General features: G+C 74.2%; 18 protein-coding genes. 12 read left to right on the top strand and 6 right to left on the bottom strand.

The window, feature by feature from the left end; translation table 11 throughout:
• Window positions 1-353: 353 nt before the first annotated feature.
• From V5O49_RS11910 to V5O49_RS11900, 3 genes are read left to right on the top strand one after another with little or no spacing between them, the layout of a single operon-like run.
• On the top strand, window positions 354-725 hold the full coding sequence (locus V5O49_RS11910) for a hypothetical protein (protein WP_332902425.1): 372 nt from the start codon (window positions 354-356) through the stop codon (window positions 723-725).
• Window positions 726-771: 46 nt separating this feature from the next.
• A complete protein-coding gene (locus tag V5O49_RS11905) occupies window positions 772-1,254 on the top strand; it encodes a DUF456 domain-containing protein (RefSeq protein ID WP_332902424.1) in 483 nt (160 codons plus the stop codon).
• 29 nt (window positions 1,255-1,283) lie between these two features.
• Window positions 1,284-1,745, top strand: coding sequence for a GNAT family N-acetyltransferase (locus V5O49_RS11900; RefSeq protein ID WP_332902423.1), 462 nt, complete (start codon window positions 1,284-1,286; stop codon window positions 1,743-1,745).
• On the opposite strand, the gene V5O49_RS11895 is transcribed toward V5O49_RS11900, so the two are convergent.
• Both V5O49_RS11895 and V5O49_RS11890 read right to left on the bottom strand, forming a co-directional pair.
• The gene (locus V5O49_RS11895) at window positions 1,726-2,103 is read right to left on the bottom strand and encodes a VOC family protein (protein WP_332902422.1); all 378 of its coding nucleotides are present in this window, start codon (window positions 2,101-2,103) and stop codon (window positions 1,726-1,728) included. The genes V5O49_RS11900 and V5O49_RS11895 overlap by 20 nt on opposite strands.
• A gap of 103 nt (window positions 2,104-2,206) precedes the next feature.
• A complete protein-coding gene (locus tag V5O49_RS11890) occupies window positions 2,207-3,886 on the bottom strand; it encodes a DUF389 domain-containing protein (protein ID WP_332902421.1) in 1,680 nt (559 codons plus the stop codon).
• A 74-nt stretch (window positions 3,887-3,960) separates the two neighbouring features.
• On the opposite strand from V5O49_RS11890, the gene pcrA reads away from it, so the two are divergent.
• From pcrA to purN, 5 genes are all read left to right on the top strand, one after another.
• Window positions 3,961-6,582 carry a DNA helicase PcrA gene (gene pcrA, locus V5O49_RS11885; RefSeq protein ID WP_332902420.1) on the top strand — a complete coding sequence of 874 codons (2,622 nt, stop codon included), beginning with the start codon at window positions 3,961-3,963 and terminating at the stop codon, window positions 6,580-6,582.
• A gap of 225 nt (window positions 6,583-6,807) precedes the next feature.
• The gene (gene sucC / locus V5O49_RS11880; RefSeq protein ID WP_332902419.1) at window positions 6,808-7,992 is read left to right on the top strand and encodes an ADP-forming succinate--CoA ligase subunit beta; all 1,185 of its coding nucleotides are present in this window, start codon (window positions 6,808-6,810) and stop codon (window positions 7,990-7,992) included.
• A gap of 29 nt (window positions 7,993-8,021) precedes the next feature.
• Complete coding sequence (gene sucD, locus V5O49_RS11875) at window positions 8,022-8,915, top strand: succinate--CoA ligase subunit alpha (protein ID WP_332902418.1); 894 nt, start codon at window positions 8,022-8,024, stop codon at window positions 8,913-8,915.
• A gap of 112 nt (window positions 8,916-9,027) precedes the next feature.
• On the top strand, window positions 9,028-10,314 hold the full coding sequence (locus tag V5O49_RS11870) for a cell division protein PerM (RefSeq protein ID WP_332902417.1): 1,287 nt from the start codon (window positions 9,028-9,030) through the stop codon (window positions 10,312-10,314).
• Between the two features lie 9 nt (window positions 10,315-10,323).
• Window positions 10,324-10,965, top strand: coding sequence for a phosphoribosylglycinamide formyltransferase (gene purN / locus V5O49_RS11865; protein ID WP_332902416.1), 642 nt, complete (start codon window positions 10,324-10,326; stop codon window positions 10,963-10,965).
• 18 nt (window positions 10,966-10,983) lie between these two features.
• On the opposite strand, the gene V5O49_RS11860 is transcribed toward purN, so the two are convergent.
• The gene (locus V5O49_RS11860; protein WP_332902415.1) at window positions 10,984-11,541 is read right to left on the bottom strand and encodes an ArsR/SmtB family transcription factor; all 558 of its coding nucleotides are present in this window, start codon (window positions 11,539-11,541) and stop codon (window positions 10,984-10,986) included.
• Between the two features lie 73 nt (window positions 11,542-11,614).
• Here V5O49_RS11860 and V5O49_RS11855 point away from each other — a divergent pair, with 73 nt between their 5' ends.
• A complete protein-coding gene (locus V5O49_RS11855) occupies window positions 11,615-12,898 on the top strand; it encodes an MFS transporter (protein WP_332902414.1) in 1,284 nt (427 codons plus the stop codon).
• Window positions 12,899-13,023: 125 nt separating this feature from the next.
• On the opposite strand, the gene V5O49_RS11850 is transcribed toward V5O49_RS11855, so the two are convergent.
• Entirely contained in the window at window positions 13,024-14,106 is a 1,083-nt protein-coding gene (locus V5O49_RS11850; RefSeq protein WP_332902413.1) for an SDR family NAD(P)-dependent oxidoreductase, read from the bottom strand.
• A 64-nt stretch (window positions 14,107-14,170) separates the two neighbouring features.
• Between V5O49_RS11850 and V5O49_RS11845 the strand changes: the two genes are divergently transcribed.
• Entirely contained in the window at window positions 14,171-14,758 is a 588-nt protein-coding gene (locus V5O49_RS11845; RefSeq protein ID WP_332902412.1) for a helix-turn-helix domain-containing protein, read from the top strand.
• Window positions 14,759-14,994: 236 nt separating this feature from the next.
• The gene (gene purH, locus V5O49_RS11840) at window positions 14,995-16,629 is read left to right on the top strand and encodes a bifunctional phosphoribosylaminoimidazolecarboxamide formyltransferase/IMP cyclohydrolase (RefSeq protein WP_332902411.1); all 1,635 of its coding nucleotides are present in this window, start codon (window positions 14,995-14,997) and stop codon (window positions 16,627-16,629) included.
• A gap of 83 nt (window positions 16,630-16,712) precedes the next feature.
• Here purH and V5O49_RS11835 read toward each other — a convergent pair whose 3' ends face one another.
• Entirely contained in the window at window positions 16,713-18,056 is a 1,344-nt protein-coding gene (locus tag V5O49_RS11835) for an NAD(P)/FAD-dependent oxidoreductase (RefSeq protein WP_332902410.1), read from the bottom strand.
• Window positions 18,057-18,114: 58 nt separating this feature from the next.
• Here V5O49_RS11835 and V5O49_RS11830 point away from each other — a divergent pair, with 58 nt between their 5' ends.
• Window positions 18,115-18,435: a DUF3017 domain-containing protein gene (locus V5O49_RS11830; protein ID WP_332902409.1), complete on the top strand. Its 321-nt coding sequence runs from the start codon at window positions 18,115-18,117 to the stop codon at window positions 18,433-18,435.
• A gap of 91 nt (window positions 18,436-18,526) precedes the next feature.
• Here the strand turns inward: V5O49_RS11830 and V5O49_RS11825 are convergent, their stop codons facing one another.
• Complete coding sequence (locus V5O49_RS11825; RefSeq protein ID WP_332902408.1) at window positions 18,527-19,540, bottom strand: aquaporin; 1,014 nt, start codon at window positions 19,538-19,540, stop codon at window positions 18,527-18,529.
• Window positions 19,541-19,685 lie beyond the last annotated feature (145 nt).

Here is a 19,685-nt window from a genome sequence, read left to right as displayed (position 1 = left end):
CCTCGGGTCCTCGGGGCGGGACGCGCGACGACGGGGCTCAGCGGGGGTGGGCCGAGACCGACGGCGCGCGCCGGTGCTCAGGTCCGCAGGTGCGGAGGGGGCTGAGAGGGGGCGCGATCAGCGACAGCAGCACTGACAGCTGCACATGGACATGTGCATCGGGCACGCCGGCATGGCACGACGGGTCGTCGTGCTGCGGAGGGGCGCGGCCGTGGTCATGACGAGGAATCTAACCCCCGGTGACCATCTCGCGAAACCCCCGGTCCGCATCGTGGGATCGGGGTGACGCAGCGTGAGACGACGCACGGTCAGGATGGTCTCGCGGGCGCGCGCGGGTCGATAGGCTTCCTGCCATGGAGTTCCTCTACAACATCTTCACGGTGCTGCACTTCGTCGGCTGGGCCATCGTCCTCGGCGGCTACCTCGCCTCGCTGCGCAGCCCGGGCCTGTACCGCGGCGTCTTCCACGGGGCGGCGACCGCGCTCGTCGCGGGCATCCTCATGGTCGGCGTCGCGGAGATGGGCGGCCTGTGGGAAGACTTCGGGCCGTCGATGGCGAAGATCGGCGTCAAGCTGACCATCGCCCTGGTCATCACCGTCCTGGCCTTCGTCGCCAAGCGCCAGGGTCGCAAGGGCGACAACGGCACCGGAGCCGTCGCCCCGGCGCTGAAGCACTCGATCGGCGCCCTCGTGCTCGTCAACATCGTCATCGCCGTCTTCTGGTGACCTGCCGCCGGCCGACCGGTCCGTCGCACCGGCGCCCGGGGCGCGCGTGAGCGTCCTGGGCGAGGTCCTCGTCGGCCTCGCGATCGCCGTCGGGCTCGTCGGGATCGTCGTCCAGGTGCTGCCGGGCAACGCCCTGGTGGCGAGCGCTCTGCTCGTGTGGGCCTGGGCGACCGGCGGCACGACGGCGTGGACCTGCTTCGCCGTCGCCGCGCTGCTGATCGTCGCCGCCGAGACGGGCAACTGGCTCGTGGCGGGCCGCCACATGCGCCGCGCCGACGTGCCGTGGTCGACGCTCGCCGTCGGCGGCGTCGCCGGGATCGTCGGGTTCTTCGTCGTGCCCGTGGTCGGGCTGTTCCTGTTCTTCACGCTCGCCGTGCTGCTCGTGGAGTACCTCCGGCGCCGGGACCGGGCCGCGGCGTGGCGGGCCACCGTGGCCGCCCTCCAGGCCACCGCGATCACCATCGGCATCCAGCTCGTGGGCGGGCTGCTGGCGACGGTGGTGTGGGTCGTCGGGCTCGTGCTGACCTGACACCGACCCGGCCGTGTGACGATGGCGGCGTGGAGATCCTCACTCGTCACCTCGACGACCTCGCGCCCCGGACCGTCTTCGACCTGTGCAGGTTGCGCCAGGACGTGTTCGTCGTCGAGCAGGACTGCGCGTACCCGGACCTCGACGACCGCGACCTCGAGGCGGCCACCCGTCAGGTGGTGCTGCTCGACGCCGGGCGCGTGGTCGGCACCGCGCGGGTGCTCGACGACGCCACGGAGCAGCGCATCGGGCGGGTCGTGTGCCACCGCGACGCGCGCGGGACCGGGGCGTCCGGCGTCCTCATGCGTGCCGCCGTCGAGGCGGCCACGCAGACCGCGCCCGGCCAGGACGTGGTGCTGGGGGCGCAGTCGCCGCTGGTCGGCTGGTACGCGACCTTCGGGTTCGCCCCGGACGGGCCGGAGTACCTCGAGGACGGCATCCCGCACACCCCGATGCGCCGTCCGGGCGTGCTCAGCCCGGCAGCTCCATGACGTAGAGGGTGTTGCCGTCGACGTCGCGCAGGACGAACATCGGTGGCACCCCGTCCCAGCGCAGCAGCTCGCCGACGTCGGCACCTGCCGCGGTGAGCGTCGCGTGGTCGGCGACGGCGTCCGCGCTGACGAGCCGGATGCCGGTGTCGGTCCCGGGCTGCCGGTCGCCCTCCGGGCCGACCAGCGCGATCGAGGTCGTCGCGCCCGGCGGGGCCACCTCGGCCCAGCGCATCCCCGGGCGGAGCTCCTCGTCGAAGAGCACCTCGCAGTCGAGCGTGCCTGCGTAGAAGTCCAGCGCCCGGTCGTGATCGGCCACCGGGACGGCCACGGTGTGGACCCCGGTCAGGTGTGTCGTCATGTCTCCGCCTCCGTCCCCCCGCGCCCGGTGCGCGGTGTCGAGGGGTGGACGACGGGGGCCCGCCGGACTCATCGGTGCCGGTGCTCGAGCCGGTCGCCCCGGCTCAGGGCAGGTCGAGGTCCAGCCGCCCCGACGGCGAGGGAGACGGCGACACCGCGGGGACCCGCTGGACGTCCACGGGCGTCACGGCCACCTCGACGGCGTAGCTGCCGTCGAGCGCGTCGTCGAGGGACGTCTGCAGGTCGGTGAGGTCCGGCAGGTCGTCCGGCGAGCCCGACAGCTGCACCGTCGCGGTGCCGTCGGTGATCGCGACCGACGTCAGCGTGAGCCGGGAGTCGTCGGGCAGCCACTCGTCGACCGCGGACTGGGCGGCCCGCTGGTCGGCCGACGTGCTGAGCAGGCCGTCGGTGGTCAGCAGCAGCGGCAGCAGGATCACCAGCGCCGCGGTGACGAAGGGCGCCATGGTCAGCAGGATCTTGCGGCCTCCGCGCCGCAGCCGGCGCGGGTCGGCGACCCCGGTGAGCACGAAGACGACGGCGGCCGCGAGGACGATGGAGACGAAGTTCGTCGAGAACAGCAGCAGGGCGCCCAGCGCGTCGCGCAGGCGCCCGTCGGACAGCGCCACGCCGACCACCGACAGCGGCGGGACCAGCGCGACGGCGATCGCCACGCCTCCCAGGGACGCCGCGACCCGGCGGTCCACGGTGGCGAACGCCCCGGCGGCACCGGCCGCGAGCGCGACGAGCATGTCGAGCAGGGTCGGGTCCACCCGCGAGGTGATCTGACTGTTGCTGTCGAAGGGCACGACGATCGGCACCCAGGACGCGATGACGAACGCGATGAGGACCGCGACCGCGGTCCCGGCCAGGATCAGCGCGAAGGAACGGACGGCGCGGAAGGCCCAGCCGCTGACCAGCGCGGCCGCGAGCCCGAGGATCGGGGTCATCAGCGGGGCCACGAGCATGGCGCCGATGACGACGGCGGTGGAGTCCTGCAGCACCGCCAGCGTGGCGATGCAGACGCTGAGGACGAGCATCGTCCACCAGGCGATCTGCTTGGCGGTCATCTCGGGGCGCTCGAGGTAGAGCTGGTCGGCGAGCTTCGTCCGCCCCGCGGCACCCACGTCCACGTGCTCGACCCACGTCCAGAGGATCTCGGTGAAGGACGGGTAGAGCCCCTCGGGCGCGGGCAGGCGGCCGGCGGCGACGCGGTAGCCGTAGGCGAGCGTGATCGTGCCGCCGAAGACCGCGACGAGACCGACGGCCGCGGCGATCCAGTCGATGTAGGCGCCGGGGACGGCCAGGATCAGGACCGAGAAGGCGAGGCCGACACCGCCGCTGGCGAGCCGCGGTGCGCGCTTCTGCTTCGTCCGGCTGAACGCCGCGAGCAGCAGGTTGAGCAGGCTGCGGAAGAGCAGGTAGAGCGCGCCGAGCAGGATCGTGAAGGCCAGGGCGGCGGTGGCGGAGAACAGGAAGACCAGCGCGAGCAGGAGCGAGGCGAGGCCCCGCACGGCCGCGGTCACCCGTCCGGCCGTGCTGACGTGGCCGCGCCGGATCGTGGTCCACAGGTCGTTGAGACCGGAGGTCAGCAGCCCGATCCCGACGACGGTCTCGGTCAGCCCGTGGGACAGCGCCGGGACGAGCACGAGGACCAGGCCGACGGCGAGGGCGACCGCCCCGCCCACCGTGGAGGGGTTCACCAGCCGCCGGGGGTGGGCCAGCAGATCCTGCAGGCTCGCGGGTGTCCCCGTGTCGTCCGTGGCGCTGGTCACGCGGCTGTCCATGCGGTGACCATAGCGACGCCCCGGCCCGTTGGCGCGCCGTCGGTGTCGGTCGGACGGCCTAGGCTTGTGCCGCCATGACTTCGCTCTTCGACAGCCTCTCGCTCCCCGGACTGGATCCGGCACCCGCCGGCGACACCGCGCGCCTGCCCACGACCGCCCCGCGGTGGGACGAGGGCGGTGCTCCGGACTGGGCCCCGACGTCGTCGGCAGAGCCTGACGGAGCGCGGGACGCGGCCGCGGACGACGCGGCCGAGGCGCTGCTGGAGGGCCTCAACGAGCCCCAGCGGGACGCCGTCGTGCACGCGGGGTCGCCCCTGCTCATCGTGGCCGGTGCCGGCTCGGGGAAGACGCGGGTGCTGACCCATCGCATCGCCCACCTGCTGGCGACCCGGCGGGCCTGGCCGGGGCAGATCCTGGCGATCACCTTCACCAACAAGGCTGCCGCCGAGATGCGCGAGCGCGTCGAGCAGCTCGTCGGTCCGGCGGCCCGGCGCATGTGGGTGTCCACGTTCCACTCGGCCTGCGTGCGCATCCTGCGCCGCGAGGCCGCGACGCTCGGCCTGCGCTCGAGCTTCTCCATCTACGACGCGGCCGACTCCCAGCGGCTCATCACCCTGGTGTGCCGCGAGCTCGACCTGGACGTCAAGAAGTACCCGCCGCGGTCCCTGGCGCGCAAGATCAGCGACCTGAAGAACGAGCTGATCGACCCCGACGCCTACGCCCAGCAGGCCGGTGCCGACGCGACGGAGGAGGGGTGGCGCGAGCGGGCGCTGGCCGGCGGCGGCATCGCCGACTCCTCGGTCCCGGCGTTCGACACCGTGCTCGCCGACGTCTACCGCCGGTACCAGGCGCGCCTGGCCCAGGCCAACGCCCTGGACTTCGACGACATCATCATGACGACCGTCAACCTGCTGCAGGCGTTCCCGAACGTGGCCGAGCACTACCGACGCCGCTTCCGGCACGTCCTGGTCGACGAGTACCAGGACACGAACCACGCGCAGTACGTCCTGGTGCGCGAGCTCGTCGGCGTCCCGGAGCAGGGACTCGACCCGGCCGAGCTGACCGTCGTGGGCGACGCCGACCAGTCCATCTACGCCTTCCGCGGCGCCACGATCCGCAACATCGTCGAGTTCGAGCAGGACTACCCGGACGCGACGACGATCCTGCTGGAGCAGAACTACCGCTCGACCCAGAGCATCCTGTCGGCCGCGAACGCGGTCATCGCCCGCAACACCGGCCGGCGCCCGAAGCGGTTGTGGACCGACGCCGGTGACGGGGCGAAGATCGTCGGCTACGTCGCCGACGACGAGCACCACGAGGCGCGGTTCGTCGCCGAGGAGATCGACCGGCTCGGGGACAGCGCCGAGGTGCGTCCGGGGCAGGTGGCGATCTTCTACCGCACCAATGCCCAGTCGCGGGCGCTGGAGGAGGTGCTGATCCGCGTCGGCCTGCCGTACAAGGTGGTCGGCGGGACGCGGTTCTACGAGCGCCGCGAGGTCAAGGACGCCGTCGCCTACCTGCGGTCGCTGGCCAACCCGGACGACGACGTCTCGCTGCGCCGTGTCCTCAACGTGCCCAAGCGCGGTCTCGGCGACAAGGCGGAGTCCCTGGTGGCCGGCTTCGCCGCCGCCGAGCGGATCTCGTTCGGTGCCGCCCTGCAGCGCGTCGACGAGATCCCCGCGATGACCACGCGCACGCTCAAGCCGTTGCGGACCTTCGCGGCGATGATGGCCGAGCTGCAGGCGATGGTCGACGACGGCTCGACCCCGGCGGAGATCCTGGGGGCGGTCCTCGACCGCACGGGGTACCTCGCGGAGCTGCGCGCCAGCGACGACCCGCAGGACGCCACACGGGTGGAGAACCTCGCCGAGCTGCACGCCGTGGCCGCCGAGTTCACGGAGATGGACCCCGAGGGCGACCTGGCGGACTTCCTGGAGCGGGTGTCGCTGGTGGCCGACGCCGACCAGATCCCGGACGAGGACGTCGCCGACGGCGGGGCGGAGCACACCCACGAGGACGAGCCGGTCGAGGACCCGGGCGTGGTCACCCTGATGACGCTGCACACGGCCAAGGGGCTGGAGTTCCCCGTCGTGTTCCTCACCGGCATGGAGGACGGCACCTTCCCGCACATGCGCTCGCTGCACGACGACGCCGAGCTCGCCGAGGAACGGCGGCTGGCCTACGTGGGCATCACCCGGGCCCGGGAGCGGCTCTACCTGTCGCGGGCGGGGACCCGGTCGGCGTTCGGCATGGCCAACGAGTTCCCCCCGAGCCGGTTCCTCGACGAGATCCCGACCGAGCTGGTCGACTGGCGCCGTGCGGAGTCCGCGACCCAGACGCTGCGGCGCGGCGGGTCGAGCTGGGGCGGCGGTGCCTACGGTGCCGGCCGCGCGGCCCGCGCCGGGTCCGGCGTCGGACGTCGGGAGGGCACGTCGCGTCCGACCACCGGCGGCGCCTCCGGGCCGATCGGGCGGACGGGCACGGGATCCGGTCCCCGGTTCGGGTCGGCGACGCCCCGCCAGGACGCCGACATCCCGTCGCTGTCGGTGGGCGACAAGGTCTCCCACGACGCCTACGGGGTCGGCACCGTCGTGGGTCTGGAGGGTGCGGGCCAGAACGCGGTGGCGAAGATCGACTTCGGTGCGGACGGCACGAAGCGGCTGCTGCTGCGGTTCAGCCCGGTCACCAAGCTCTGAGCCCGGCCGGGCGGGACGGACATGGCCCGCGATGCCATGACGAACCGGACAGCGATTCCCTCGGCCGTCTGTGGAATCGGTCACGTCCAGGGGGCAGAATGCCGTGAGGGTGCCGCGGCCTGACGGCCGCGCACTACTCTGGAACGCGGATGTCTTGACGTCGAGACATCTCTCCGGCCGGCCTCTGCCGACCCAGGGGCACAACCGATGGAAGGACGCAGCAGGGTGGACCTGTTCGAATACCAGGCTCGCGACATCTTCGAGAAGCACGGCGTGCCCGTGCTCGGGGGCGTCGTCGCGACGACGCCCGAGGAGGCTCGCGCAGGCGCTGAGGAACTCATGGGCGGCACCGGCAGCTCTGTCGTGGTGGTGAAGGCCCAGGTCAAGATCGGCGGCCGCGGCAAGGCCGGCGGCGTGAAGCTGGCGCGCTCCCCCGAGGAGGCCGCGCAGAAGGCCGAGGAGATCCTCGGCATGGACATCAAGGGCCACACGGTCCACCGCGTCATGATCGCCGCCGGTGCGCAGATCGCCGAGGAGTACTACTTCTCGGTGCTCCTGGACCGCGCCAACCGCAACTACCTCGCCATGTGCTCCGTCGAGGGCGGTGTGGAGATCGAGGAGCTCGCCGTCGAGCGGCCCGAGGCCCTGGCCCGCGTCGCCGTCGACCCGGCCGTGGGCATCGACGCCGCCAAGGCCGCCGAGATCGTCGAGGCCGCCGGCTTCGCCGCCGACGTCAAGGACAAGGTCGCCGCGGCGATCCAGCAGCTGTGGACCGTGTTCTCCGAGGAGGACGCGACCCTCGTCGAGGTCAACCCGCTGGTCAAGACGGAGCAGGGCGACATCATCGCCCTGGACGGCAAGGTCACCCTCGACGCCAACGCCGACTTCCGGCACCCGGACCACGCCGAGCTCGAGGACTCCGCCACGACGGACCCGCTGGAGGCGAAGGCCAAGGAGCACGACCTCAACTACGTCAAGCTCGACGGCGAGGTCGGCATCATCGGCAACGGCGCGGGTCTGGTCATGTCGACCCTCGACGTCGTCGCCTACGCCGGCGAGGCGCACGGCGGCGTCAAGCCCGCGAACTTCCTCGACATCGGCGGCGGCGCCAACGCGCAGGTCATGGCGGCCGGCCTCGACGTCATCCTGCACGACGACCAGGTCAAGTCGGTCTTCGTCAACGTCTTCGGCGGCATCACCGCCTGCGACGAGGTCGCCAAGGGCATCGTCGGCGCGCTCGAGATCCTCGGCGACGAGGCGTCCAAGCCGCTGGTCGTCCGTCTCGACGGCAACAGCGTCGAGAAGGGGCGCGCGATCCTCACCGAGGCGAACCACCCCCTCGTGACCCTTGCCGAGACCATGGACGGCGGCGCTGAGACGGCAGCAGCCAAGGCCGCCGCGACCGCCTGAGACGCCGGAAAGCGAAGAGACACAGAGACATGTCGATCTACCTGAACTCCGACTCCAAGATCATCGTCCAGGGCATCACCGGCGGCATGGGTGCCAAGCACACCGCCCTGATGCTCTCCTCCGGCGCGAACATCGTCGGCGGCGTCAACGCCCGCAAGGCCGGCCAGACCGTCGAGCACACCGACGCCGACGGCAACCCCGTCACCCTGCCGGTCTTCGGCTCGGTGAAGGAGGCCATGGCCGAGACCGGCGCGAACGTCTCCGTCGTGTTCGTCCCGCCGGCGTTCACCAAGGACGCCTCCATCGAGGCCATCGACGCCGGCATCGGCCTGCTCGTGGTCATCACCGAGGGCGTGCCCGTCCAGGACACCGCCGAGGTGTTCGCCTACCTGGAGGGCAAGGAGACCCGGATGATCGGGCCGAACTGCCCCGGCATCATCACCCCGGGCGAGTCGCTGGCCGGCATCACGCCGCACACCATCACCGGCTCCGGCCCGATCGGCCTGGTCTCCAAGTCCGGCACGCTGACGTACCAGATGATGTACGAGCTGCGGGACCTGGGCTTCTCCACCGCCATCGGCATCGGCGGCGACCCGGTCATCGGCACCACGCACATCGACGCCCTCGAGGCGTTCGAGAACGACCCCGCTACCGAGGCGATCGTCATGATCGGCGAGATCGGCGGCGACGCCGAGGAGCGGGCCGCGGCCTACATCGCCGAGCACGTGACGAAGCCGGTCGTCGGCTACGTCGCGGGCTTCACCGCCCCGGAGGGCAAGACGATGGGTCACGCCGGCGCCATCGTCTCCGGTTCCTCCGGCACCGCGCAGGCCAAGAAGGAGGCCCTCGAGGCCGTCGGCGTCAAGGTCGGCAAGACGCCGTCCGAGACCGCCCGCCTCATGCGCGAGGTCCTGCAGGGCTGACCAGCCCGGCCGCACGACGCCCGCCCCGCCCGGTCGCCCCGGGCCGGGCGGGCGTCGTCGTCCCCGGCGTGGGAGCGGCCCGACGACGGCGTCCCCGGGCGACGATGGGCCGGTGAGCACCACCGCCAGCAGCCGCCCCGCCCCCGTCGTCGAGCCCGACCGGCCCCGCTCCGTCCTGGCCCGGTTCGCGCTGGCCTCGTCCGGCGTGTGGGCCGCGCTGCAGGCCGTCGGGCTGTCCTACGCCGTCGTCGCGCTGCTCGCGGTCGCTGCCGTCCTGGACGCCCCGAGCGCCTCCGGGTCCGACGGCGGGCTCGGCGCCGGTGTCGCCGCGGCCACCGGGCTGTGGCTGCTCGGGCACGGCGTACCGCTCGCGGTGGCCGGCGCGACGGTGAGCGTCGTCCCCCTCGGGCTCACGGCCCTGGCGGTGTTCACGGCGCACGTCACCGCGAAGCGCTCCGCGGTGCCGACCCTGGCCGCCTGGATCGGCGGCACCGTCACCTACGCCGCGACCCTGGTGGTCGCCACGGTGCTGCTCGCTCTCGGCACGCCCGGGTCCATGTCCGTCACCGACCTCGCGCTCCAGGTGCTCGCCGCCGCGCTCGGGGGCCTCGTGATCGGCGGCGGGGGATCCGCCCTCGGCATGTTCTCCGCCCCGGACGGGCCGTTGCTGGCCGGGCTCACCCCCCGGCTGGACCCCTACCTGCCGGACACCGCCCGCCTCGGGCTGCGGGCCGGGCTCGTCGGGGCGGCGCTGCTGACCGCGCTCGGCGGCCTGCTGACGACGGTCTGGGTCGTGCTCGGGCGCGGGACCGCCGCGGACGTCGCCGCCGGACTCGGCGGGAGCTGGTTCGCGGTGCTGGTGCTCCTGCTCACCCAGGCCGCGCTGGTCCCCAACCTGGTCGTCTGGTCGACGGCGTGGCTCGCCGGCCCGGGGTTCGCCATCGGGACGGACAGCACCTTCTCGGCGGCCGCGACGGCCGCGGGCCCGCTGCCGGGGCTGCCGCTGCTGGGCGTGCTGCCCGGGCCGGTCTGGTCGTCGCCGGTCGCGCAGTGGTCACCCGTGCTCGTCGTGGCCTGCGGTGCGGCCGCCGGGTGGTTCGCCTGGCGCCGGCTGGAGCCGAGCCTGGTGCGGGTCCGCGACGTGGCCTGGATCCTGGTCGGCACGGGCGTCGCCGCCGGTGCGGTGACCGTCGCGCTGCAGACGGTCGCCGGGGGTGCCGCGGGTGCGGACCGGCTCGCCGCGGTCGGCGCCGACGCCTGGGTGACGGGCGGTCTGGTCGCGGCCGAGATCGGCGGCGGGGCGGCCCTGGTGCTGCTCGGCGCCGCCGGTCGCGCGTGGCTGTCCGAGCGCGCGGCGTCCGCCGTCTCGGATGACGGGACCGCGTCGTCCGGCACGTAGGGTAGGCGCGTGCAGACACCGTCCGGCCACCCTGTTCCGCCCGCGTCCGGCGCACGTCTCGTCGTGCTCGCCTCGGGCGGCGGGTCGAACCTCGCCGCCCTGCTCGCGGCGCACGAGGACGAGGCCTACGGTGCCCGGGTCGTCGGTGTCGTCTCCGACAAGCCGGCCGCCGGGGCACTGGACCTCGCCCGCGACGGGGGAGTGGCCAGCGTGGCGGTGTCTCCCGCCGACTTCCCCGACCGGGCCGCCTGGAACGCCGGGATCGGGGAGGCCGTCGAGGTCTTCCGGCCCGACTGGGTGGTGCTGGCCGGCTTCATGCGCATCCTCGCGCCGGACTTCCTGGCGCGCTTCCCGGGCCGCGTCGTCAACACCCACCCCGCGCTGCTGCCCGCGTTCCCCGGCGCCCACGGCGTGCGTGACGCCCTCGACTACGGGGTGAAGATGACCGGCTGCACGGTGCACGTCGTGGACGACGGCGTGGACACCGGCCCGATCATCGCCCAGGCGGCCGTCCCGGTCCTGGACGACGACACCGAGACGGCCCTGCACGAACGCATCAAGGTGGCCGAGCGGTCGCTGCTCGTGGAGACCGTCGGGCGCGTCGCGCGCGAGGGGCTGCGCGTCGAGGGCCGACGCGTGCACATCGGCTGATCCCGCCTCGGCGGCCGGTCAGGCCTCGTCGCGGGGGCCGAGCGCCAGGAGGACCTGGTAGGCGTCCCGCGCGCTCCCGGGCTCGTCACGGGCGGCGCCGACGGTGCGGCGGGCCCACTTCTCGTGGAGGGCGACGAGCTCGTCCTTCATCTGCCGGGCCTCGTCCGGGGTCAGGAAGACGTTGTTGACGACCAGGGTGCGTCGCCGCGACTCGTCGTCGGCGGGCTCGGCCTCGTTCGCCGCGGCGAAGAGCCGCTCGACCCAGTCGAGGGTCGGACGCAGGATCTCCGCCGCCGTCCCGGGGGTCCCCGGTTCGACCTGGTAGCTCTCGGCGGCCGGACGCCAGACGCGGTCACGCTTGTCGCGCGCGAGCTCGGGCGCCTCGACGACCATCCCGGCCTTCGCCAGCGTGCGCAGGTGGAAGCTGACGGAGTTGGCGGGCTCGCCGACGGACCTCGCCAGGTCCGCCGCTCGTCCGTGGCCCGCCGCGACGAGCTGCAGGAGGATCCGCTGGCGCAGGGGGTGGGCGATCGCCTTGAGCGCCTCCGGGGTCTGCACCAGGAACGTGTCCTCCATGGCGGCGATACTAGCAAGACACAGTGCGCAACAACCATTGCGCAACAACTACTGCGCAACTAGTGTTGCGGACATGACGACCACCCCCACCGCCTCCACCACCGACCCGGCAGCGGCGCAGCAGCCGCGCAGCCTGCTGCGCAACCGCTCCTACCTGCTCATGATGTCGGGGCTGACCGCTCAGGCGTTCGGTGCCGGCGTCGCGGCGTTCGCGGTGCCGCTGCTCGCGTACGCGGTCACCGGCTCGGTCTGGCAGGCCGGGGTGGTGTCCGCCGTCGGGCACGTCGGCGCGTTGCTCGCCACGCTCCCCGCCGGCGTCGTGGCCGACCGGGTCGACCGGCGCCGGCTCGTCGTCGTGTCGGCGTCGCTGGCCGCGCTCGCCTGGGCCGGCGCCGCGCTCGCCGCGCTGGCCGGGGTCCTCGGCGCCGTGCACCTGGCGGGCGTCCTGCTCGTCTCGTCCGTGGCCGGTGCGTTCGTCGACCCGTCCGTGGCGGGTGCCTTCCGTTCCGTCGTCCCTGCGCAGCAGCTCTCGTCCGCCTACGCCGCGGTCCAGGGCAGGGACGCCGCCGCGTCCCTGGTCGCCGGTCCGCTCGGCGGTGTGCTCTACGGCATCGCGCACTCCGCACCGCTGGTCGCCGGAGCCGTCGGGCACCTCGCCACCGCGGTGTGCACGTGGTTCGTGCGCGAGCCGCTCAACGCCGACACCGCCGAGGCGCGGCGGACCCGCCCGGCTGCCGCCCTGCGCGAGGGGCTGCGCTACGTGTGGTCGGTGCCCCTGTTCCGCATCTGCCTGGGGCTGTTCGCCGTGATCAACGTGGCGATCAACGCGCTCCTCCTGGCGATCACGCTGGACCTGACCGCGGGCGGCACCCCCGCGGCGCAGATCGGCCTGCTGTCCGGGACGGCGGGGGCCTCGATGCTGGTGGGCGCGGTGATCGCCCCGGCGCTGGTCGCGCGGGTGCGCGTGGGCGTGGTGACGCCGGTCTCGCTCGCGATGGTGGCCGGGTCCGCCGTCGTCATGGCCACCACCCAGGAGTTCGTGGTCCTTGTCGCGGCTCTCGGCCTCGGCGTGCTCGGGGTGCCGGCGGCGAACGCCGGGCTGGCCGGGTACGCCGCCGCGATCACGCCGCCGCAGATGCAGGGCCGGTTCTCGTCGGTCATGGAGCTGTCCGGCGTGGTGGCGATGCCGCTGGCGCCCCTGGTGGGCGGGGGCCTGCTGGCCGCGGCCGGGCTGCCGACCACGCTCGTCGTCCTCGCCGCGGTGCTCGGCACCGCGGTGGTCGCCGTGTGGTGCGCCCGGCCCGTGCGCCGGATCGGGCTGCCCGCGACCTGGGCGGACGACGCGATCGACGCCTGATCCCGCCCTCGGGGCGCGTCCGGCCACCCCGCCCCTCCGTTGTGGGCATGAAATCTGCAGCTCCCCGACGTCGGGGAGCTGCAGATTTCATGCCCACAACGGGCGGTGGGTCTCCGGCGGCAGGGTCAGGCGGCGGACCAGCCCCCGTCGGAGGCCAGGATCTGGCCGTTGACGTTCGTCGAGTCCGCGGACAGCAGGAACGTGATCGACGCCGCGAGCTGCTCCGGCATCGCGATGTCGGCCATGATCCCCATCGCCGACTGGACCCGGCCCATGCCGAAGCCGTCGACGTCCTGGGGGCTCATCCCGGTCGCCACGCCGCCCGGGGCGACCGCGTTCACCCGGACGCCGGTGCCGGTGTACATGAACGCCGCGTTCTTGGTCAGGCCGACCACCGCGTGCTTGGAGGCGGTGTAGGCGGCGCCGGAGGCCGAGCCGCGCAGGCCGGCCTCGGAGGCGACGTTGACGACGCGGCCCTCGGCCGCGGCCAGCATCCCGGGCACGACGGCGCGCATCAGCTTCATCGTGCCGGTGACGTTGACGGCGAAGACCTTCTCCCACGTGGCGTCGTCCACGGTGTGCACCGCCGCGAAGCGGTCCATGATCCCCGCGACGTTCGCCAGGCCGTGGATCCGGCCCCCGGCCGCCGCGACGATCCGGGCGATCGCGGCGTCGTCGGTGATGTCGGCCGTCACCGGGACGACCTCGGCGCCGGCGGGCAGGGAGTCGGCGAGCTCGGCCGCCAGCTCGTCCAGGCCGGCCTGCGTCATGTCGACGGCGATCACCCGGCCGCCCTCGCGCGCGACGCGGGAGGCCGTCGCCCGGCCGATGCCGGAGGCCGCGCCGGTCACGACGACCGTCTGCCCGGTGAAGCGGCCCGGCGTGATCTCCTCGACGAACTCGGCCGGCTCCGGGGCCGCGGTGCCGGAGCTCTCGGCCGTGTCCTCGGTCGCGGGAGCGGTGTCCGTCGCGACGGGTGCACCGCCCGCCGCCTTGGCCGCCCGGACCTGCTCGACGAGCTGCTCGGCGACCTCGCGGGAGAACTTGCCCCGCGAGACCTTGATGAGCTTCTCGAAGCTCATGCGCTTGACGGGTGCCAGCGCCTTGGTGGACTGCCCCTGGGCGGCGAGCATCTCGGTGAGCGCCGCGTTGCCCTCCGGGTCGGCGAGCCACTCGCGCACGGTGTGCTGGAGCGTGAGGTCGGCCATGGTGATCCCTCCGAGTTCTTGACCGGACAAGAATGTCCGGATGTCTCCGTCTAAAGTAGCACCCGTGAGTACCTCGGTGGGTGAGAACGGGCGGCGGTCCAACCCTGGGCCGCGGGCCGCCGCTCGCAACCGGGCGGCGCTGCTCGCCGCCGCCCGCGAGATCTTCGCCGAGCACGGTGCCCACGCTCCGCTCAACGCCGTCGCGCGCCGCGCCGGGGTGGGGCAGGGGAGCCTCTACCGGCACTTCCCCGACCGGCTCACCCTCGTGCTCGCGCTGTTCGAGGAGCAGGTGAGCACGGTCGAGGAGCTGGCCGAGGACCCCGACGCCTCGCTGCTGGACCTGCTCGGCCTGGTGACCCGGCACGCCATCGACTCGGTGGTGAGCATCGACCTCGCGGCCAGCTCCCCCGAGGTCCGGCCCGACCCCCGGCTGCTGGACCTGACCGAACGGCTCGCCGACGTCGTGCGCTCCCGCCTGGACGACGCCCTCGCCCGCGGGCAGGTGCGGCCCGGCACCGACGTCGAGGACGTGCTGCTCGGCATCGAGATGGTCGCCTCCGCGCTCACGCGTCGACCCGCCCGGGAGCGCGAGGAGTACGCCGTGCGTGCCTGGCGCCTGCTCGGGTTCGACGTCGTCGCCGCGCCGCGCTGACCCCGCCGCGCTGACCCCGCCGCGCCGACCGCAGCGGCCGCCCGATTCCGTGGCTCCGGGGTGGCGCCGGTAGGATCGGCCCCGGCCGTGACTGGCGAAGGTGGAGCCACCACCGGGGAGCGGCCGACTCGATCCGACCCGGCAGCCCGCCGCACCGCGTTCGAGCCACACCGTGCGCGCCGCCCGCCTGGGTGCCAGGGTTTCCGCGAAGGTCCGACCCCGAGGAGACCACCCCGATGTCCGGCATCCCCACGAACCCCGACCTCCGGCTCGCCGACGACGCGCGCCACCCGATCCGCCGCGCCCTGCTGAGCGTGTACGACAAGTCCGGCCTGGTCGAGCTCGCCACCGCGCTGCACGGCGCCGGCGTCGAGCTCGTCTCCACCGGCTCGACGGCGGCGCGGATCGCCGACGCCGGCGTCCCCGTCACGCGCGTCGAGGAGCTCACCGGCTTCCCCGAGTGCCTCGAGGGCCGGGTCAAGACCCTGCACCCGCGCGTGCACGCCGGCATCCTCGCCGACACCCGCAAGGCCGACCACCTCGACCAGCTCCGCGAGCTCGAGATCGACACGTTCGACCTCGTCGTGGTGAACCTGTACCCGTTCGCCGAGACCGTCGCCTCCGGCGCCGCCCCGGACGCCGTCGTCGAGCAGATCGACATCGGCGGTCCCTCCATGGTGCGTGCCGCCGCGAAGAACCACCCCAGCGTCGCCGTCGTCGTCGACCCCTCCCGGTACGACGACGTCACCGCCGCCGCGCAGGCGGGCGGCTTCACGTTCGCCGAGCGCAAGCGCCTCGCCGCCGCCGCGTTCGCGCACACCGCCACCTACGACGTCGCCGTGTCGGCCTGGTTCGCGAGCGCGTACGCCCCGGACGAGGCGGCCGCGACCTCGGGCATGCCCGACGTGGTCGGTGCGACCTACGAGCGCTCCGACGTGCTGCGCTACGGCGAGAACCCGCACCAGGGCGCCGCGCTCTACACGCGCACGGACGGCGCGACCGGGCTGGCGCAGGCCACCCAGCTGCACGGCAAGGCGATGAGCTACAACAACTACGTCGACGCCGACGCCGCGTGGCGGGCCGCGCACGACCACACCGACCCGGCCGTGGCGATCATCAAGCACGCCAACCCGTGCGGCATCGCCGTCGGGGCCGACGTCGCCCAGGCCCACGCCCGTGCGCACGCCACCGACCCGGTCTCCGCGTTCGGCGGGGTCATCGCTGCGAACCGCACGATCACGAAGGCCGCCGCCGAGCAGATCGCGCCGGTGTTCACCGAGGTCGTCGTGGCCCCGGGCTTCGAGCCCGAGGCCCTCGAGGTGCTGCAGGCCAAGAAGAACATCCGCCTGCTCGTCGTCGACGGCGCCCCGGACGCGCCGGTCGAGACCCGGCCGGTCTCCGGCGGGCTGCTCGTCCAGGCGGTCGACCGGTTCCAGGCCGACGGCGACGACCCGGCGTCCTGGACGCTGGCCGCCGGCGAGCCGGCCGACGAGGCCACGCTCGCCGACCTCGCGTTCGCGTGGCGGGCCGTGCGCGCCGCCAAGTCGAACGCGATCCTGCTCGCCGCCGACGGCGCCGCCGTGGGCATCGGCATGGGCCAGGTCAACCGCGTGGACTCCTGCCGGCTGTCGGTGGAGCGGGCCAACACCCTCGCCGACGCCGGGTCGGGGCCCCTCGAGCGCGCCCGCGGCGCCGTCGCGGCCTCGGACGCCTTCTTCCCGTTCGCCGACGGCCTGCAGGTGCTGCTCGACGCCGGTGTGCGCGCCGTCGTCCAGCCGGGCGGCTCGATCCGGGACGCCGAGGTCGTCGAGGCGGCGCAGGCCGCCGGGATCACGATGTACCTGACCGGGACCCGCCACTTCGCCCACTGACCCGTTCGCGCAACGAGCGTGCCGGAAGGTTTCCCATCGGCTCGAGGTAGGGGAGTTTCCGGCACGCTCGTGGCGCGAAACGGTCAGGTGACGACGGCCGTGCGCAGCTTGACCTCGGGGTCCCCGGCCCGCTCGAGATCCATCCGGAGCGGGCCGGGGCGGTTCATCGCCCGCCGGACCGCGCCGACCTCCTTGGGCGCGTCGACCAGCAGCACGGCGCGGACGACGGCGACCCCGTCGCCCGCGCCGTGCCCGGCGTGCTCGGTGCCGGTCGCGTGCCCGTCGTCGGTGTCCTCCGGGCCGCCCACGGTCGGCGCCGTCCAGAACGCCGCCCACGACCCCGTGCCGGGTGTGCCGCGCCACGCCGTCGGCGGCCCCTCGGGCAGCCCGAAGAGGGCCAGGTCGTGACCGAGCTGACGCGAGAACACGTAGGGCGCCTGCGGCGGCTCGACCGGCAGGGCCAGCATCGCCCGGGCCGTCGCGTCCGGGTCGTGCAGCGCCGCGGACCAGTGGCCCCCGGGCACGACGCCGAGCTCCGGGTGCGGGCGGGAGGCCACGTCCCCGACGGCCCAGACGCCGTCCGCCCCGGGGACCGCGCCGCCGGCGTCGACGAGCAGCCCACCGGCCGGGTCGAACACCACCTCCGGCAGGGTCGCGCGCAGCCAGGCCGTGGCCGGTCGGGCGCCGACGGCCACGAGGACGACGTCGGCGGGGACCTCCTCGCCGGAGGTGAGGGTGACGCCGTCGCGGCGGACCGCGGCCGCGGTGGCGTCGAGACGCAGCCGCGCACCGGCCGCCGCGTACCAGGGGACCAGGTGCGTGCCGACGTCGGTGCCGAGCTGTCGCGCCAGCGGCGCCGGGCCGGCCTCGAGCACGGTGACGTCGGCGCCGGCCCCGGCCGCCACCCCGGCGACCTCCGCGCCGATCCAGCCCGCCCCGACGATCACGAGCCGCGTGCCGGGCCGCAGGTCGGCGCGCAGCCGGTCGGCGTCGGCGGCGGTGTGCAGCACGTCGGCGTCCCAGCCGGGCGGCAGCACCGGTCGGGACCCGCAGGCCAGTACGACGGCGTCGGGGGCGAGGCGGTCGCCGGACCGCGTCGTGAGCGTCGGGCCCGGCTCGACGGCGACGACCGGGTCGGCGAGCCGCACCTCGTCGGCGAGCGCGTCCAGGTCGACGCCGAGGTCGTCGCGCAGCCACAGCGGCTCGGTGCGCGACACGAGCTCCTTCGACAGCGGCGGCCGGTCGTAGGGCGGCAGCCCCTCCTCGCCGAGGACGGTCAGGTGCCCGTCGAAGCCGTGGGCACGCAGCGCCGCGGCCGTCTGCGCGCCGGCCAGCCCGGCGCCGACGACGACGACGGAGCGCGGCGGTCGCGGGTGCGGGTCGTCCCGGAGGGGGGCGGGTGCGGTCAAGTCGTTCGTCGCGGGCACCGGTCCAACCTAACCGCCGGGCGCTCCGGCGTGGGTCGCGCCAGGTAGTCTCGACGCCGTGGTTCCCGACACCCCGCAGCCGTCCTGGCACTCCCTCGACGCCGGCCCCCGGCAGCGCCGCGACGCGCCCAGCCCGGTGCCGGCGATCCTGGTGGTGCTCGCCGGGATCCTGCTGGCCGTGCTGCTCGGACTGCTCGTCGGCGCGCGCCTGGGATCGTTGACGATCGCCGGGACCCTCGCGGTGGCCGGCACCTGGCGAGCGGTGGCGCCGGGCGGGCCCGCCGGCCTGGCGATCCGCAGCCGCGGGTTCGACGTCTTCCTGTGCTGGGGGGCCGCGACCGTGATCGCCGTGCTGGCCCTGACGGCCCCGGGGGTCTGAGACCCCGCGCACACGAACGCCGGGTGCCGGTCCCTGCGGACCGGCACCCGGCGTGCGTCGGCTCCCGCCCCGTCGTGGCGGGGCGGCTCGATCAGGTCGTCGTGGGCTTGTCGTCCTCGTCGTCCTGCGTCGCGGTCTCGGCGGAGTCCTCGGTCGAGTCGTCGCCGGTGGTCGCGGAGTCCTCGGTCTCGGTCTCCTCGGCGACCACGGCGGCCGCGGTGGCGGAGGCCACGGCGGCGACGGTCGCCGCCTCGGCGGTCGCCGGGGCGGTGCCCGGCTGCTCGCCCCAGCCGTCGGCCGCCGTCGGTGCGGCCGGCAGCGGCGCGAAGGCCCGGGCGAACAGGGCCGCGAGGGCCGCGCCCACGAGCGGGGCCACGACGAACAGCCAGAGCTGGCTGCCGACGCTGCCCTCGCCCCAGGCGTCGGGCGAGACGACCGACGCGAGCGACCGGGCCGGGTTGAACCCGGTGTTCGTGACCAGCCAGGACACGATGTGCAGGGCGGTCAGGGTCAGCCCGATGACCACCGCCGGGTAGGTGATCTTGGCGCGCTCGTTGGTCACGCCGAGGATCACACCGACGAAGATCGCAGCGATGAGGACCTCGACGATCGCGGCGGTCGCGAGGTCGAAGGTGGCCCCGCCCTGGGTGAGCGTGTTCATCGGGGAGTGGTCGCCGTAGCCGTTGGCGGTGGCGGCGAGGACCTCGCCGGACGACGCCGATCCCACGAGCGCGCCGTAGCCGTCCGGAATGATGAGGAGCATCAGCGCGCCCGCGGCCGCGCCGCCGACGAGCTGGGCGAGCCAGTAGGGCGCGAGGTCGACCCACCGGGACCGGCCGGCCAGCGTCAGGCCGAAGGTCACCGCCGGGTTGAAGTGACCGCCGGACAGGTGGCCGACGGCCGCGATGGCGGCGATGAGGGCGATCCCGCCGGCCAGGGCGACGGTCATGATCTGCCCGCCGTTGGCGACGTTGAACGTCGCCGTCCCCACGATCCCGAGGACCAGGACGAAGGTGCCGAAGGCCTCCGCCGCCATCCGGGTGAAGAGCCGGGGCGGTGGCGGCGTCGTCTCGACGTCGTGCGGTGTCACGGTCTGCGCGGCCATGGGTGTCCTTTGCTCGTCGGTGAAGTGTGCCGGCGCCCACCGGGGACGCGGCGGCGATGCTGGCAGCGGTTCCTGAGCACGACCTGGACGTCGCGCGGTCGACCGGTGCCGTCCGGGGTGCACGCTACCGCGCGGTCCGGGTGTT

Origin of the sequence: Isoptericola haloaureus (assembly GCF_036689775.1) — a bacterium.
GTDB classification, from domain to species: domain Bacteria; phylum Actinomycetota; class Actinomycetes; order Actinomycetales; family Cellulomonadaceae; genus Isoptericola; species Isoptericola haloaureus.
Note: the sequence above shows the minus strand (reverse complement) of the source record. Positions and strands in the feature narration are given on the sequence as shown.

Excerpts from the sequence above, each read along its gene's own strand:
- V5O49_RS11910 (WP_332902425.1), top strand. The coding sequence starts at position 354 with ATGGAGTTCCTCTACAACATCTTCACGGTGCTGCACTTCGTCGGCTGG.
- V5O49_RS11895 (WP_332902422.1), bottom strand. The coding sequence starts at position 2,103 with ATGACGACACACCTGACCGGGGTCCACACCGTGGCCGTCCCGGTGGCC.
- V5O49_RS11890 (WP_332902421.1), bottom strand. The coding sequence starts at position 3,886 with ATGGACAGCCGCGTGACCAGCGCCACGGACGACACGGGGACACCCGCG.
- pcrA (WP_332902420.1), top strand. The coding sequence starts at position 3,961 with ATGACTTCGCTCTTCGACAGCCTCTCGCTCCCCGGACTGGATCCGGCA.
- sucD (WP_332902418.1), top strand. The coding sequence starts at position 8,022 with ATGTCGATCTACCTGAACTCCGACTCCAAGATCATCGTCCAGGGCATC.
- V5O49_RS11860 (WP_332902415.1), bottom strand. The coding sequence starts at position 11,541 with ATGGAGGACACGTTCCTGGTGCAGACCCCGGAGGCGCTCAAGGCGATC.
- V5O49_RS11855 (WP_332902414.1), top strand. The coding sequence starts at position 11,615 with ATGACGACCACCCCCACCGCCTCCACCACCGACCCGGCAGCGGCGCAG.
- V5O49_RS11850 (WP_332902413.1), bottom strand. The coding sequence starts at position 14,106 with ATGGCCGACCTCACGCTCCAGCACACCGTGCGCGAGTGGCTCGCCGAC.
- purH (WP_332902411.1), top strand. The coding sequence starts at position 14,995 with ATGTCCGGCATCCCCACGAACCCCGACCTCCGGCTCGCCGACGACGCG.
- V5O49_RS11825 (WP_332902408.1), bottom strand. The coding sequence starts at position 19,540 with ATGGCCGCGCAGACCGTGACACCGCACGACGTCGAGACGACGCCGCCA.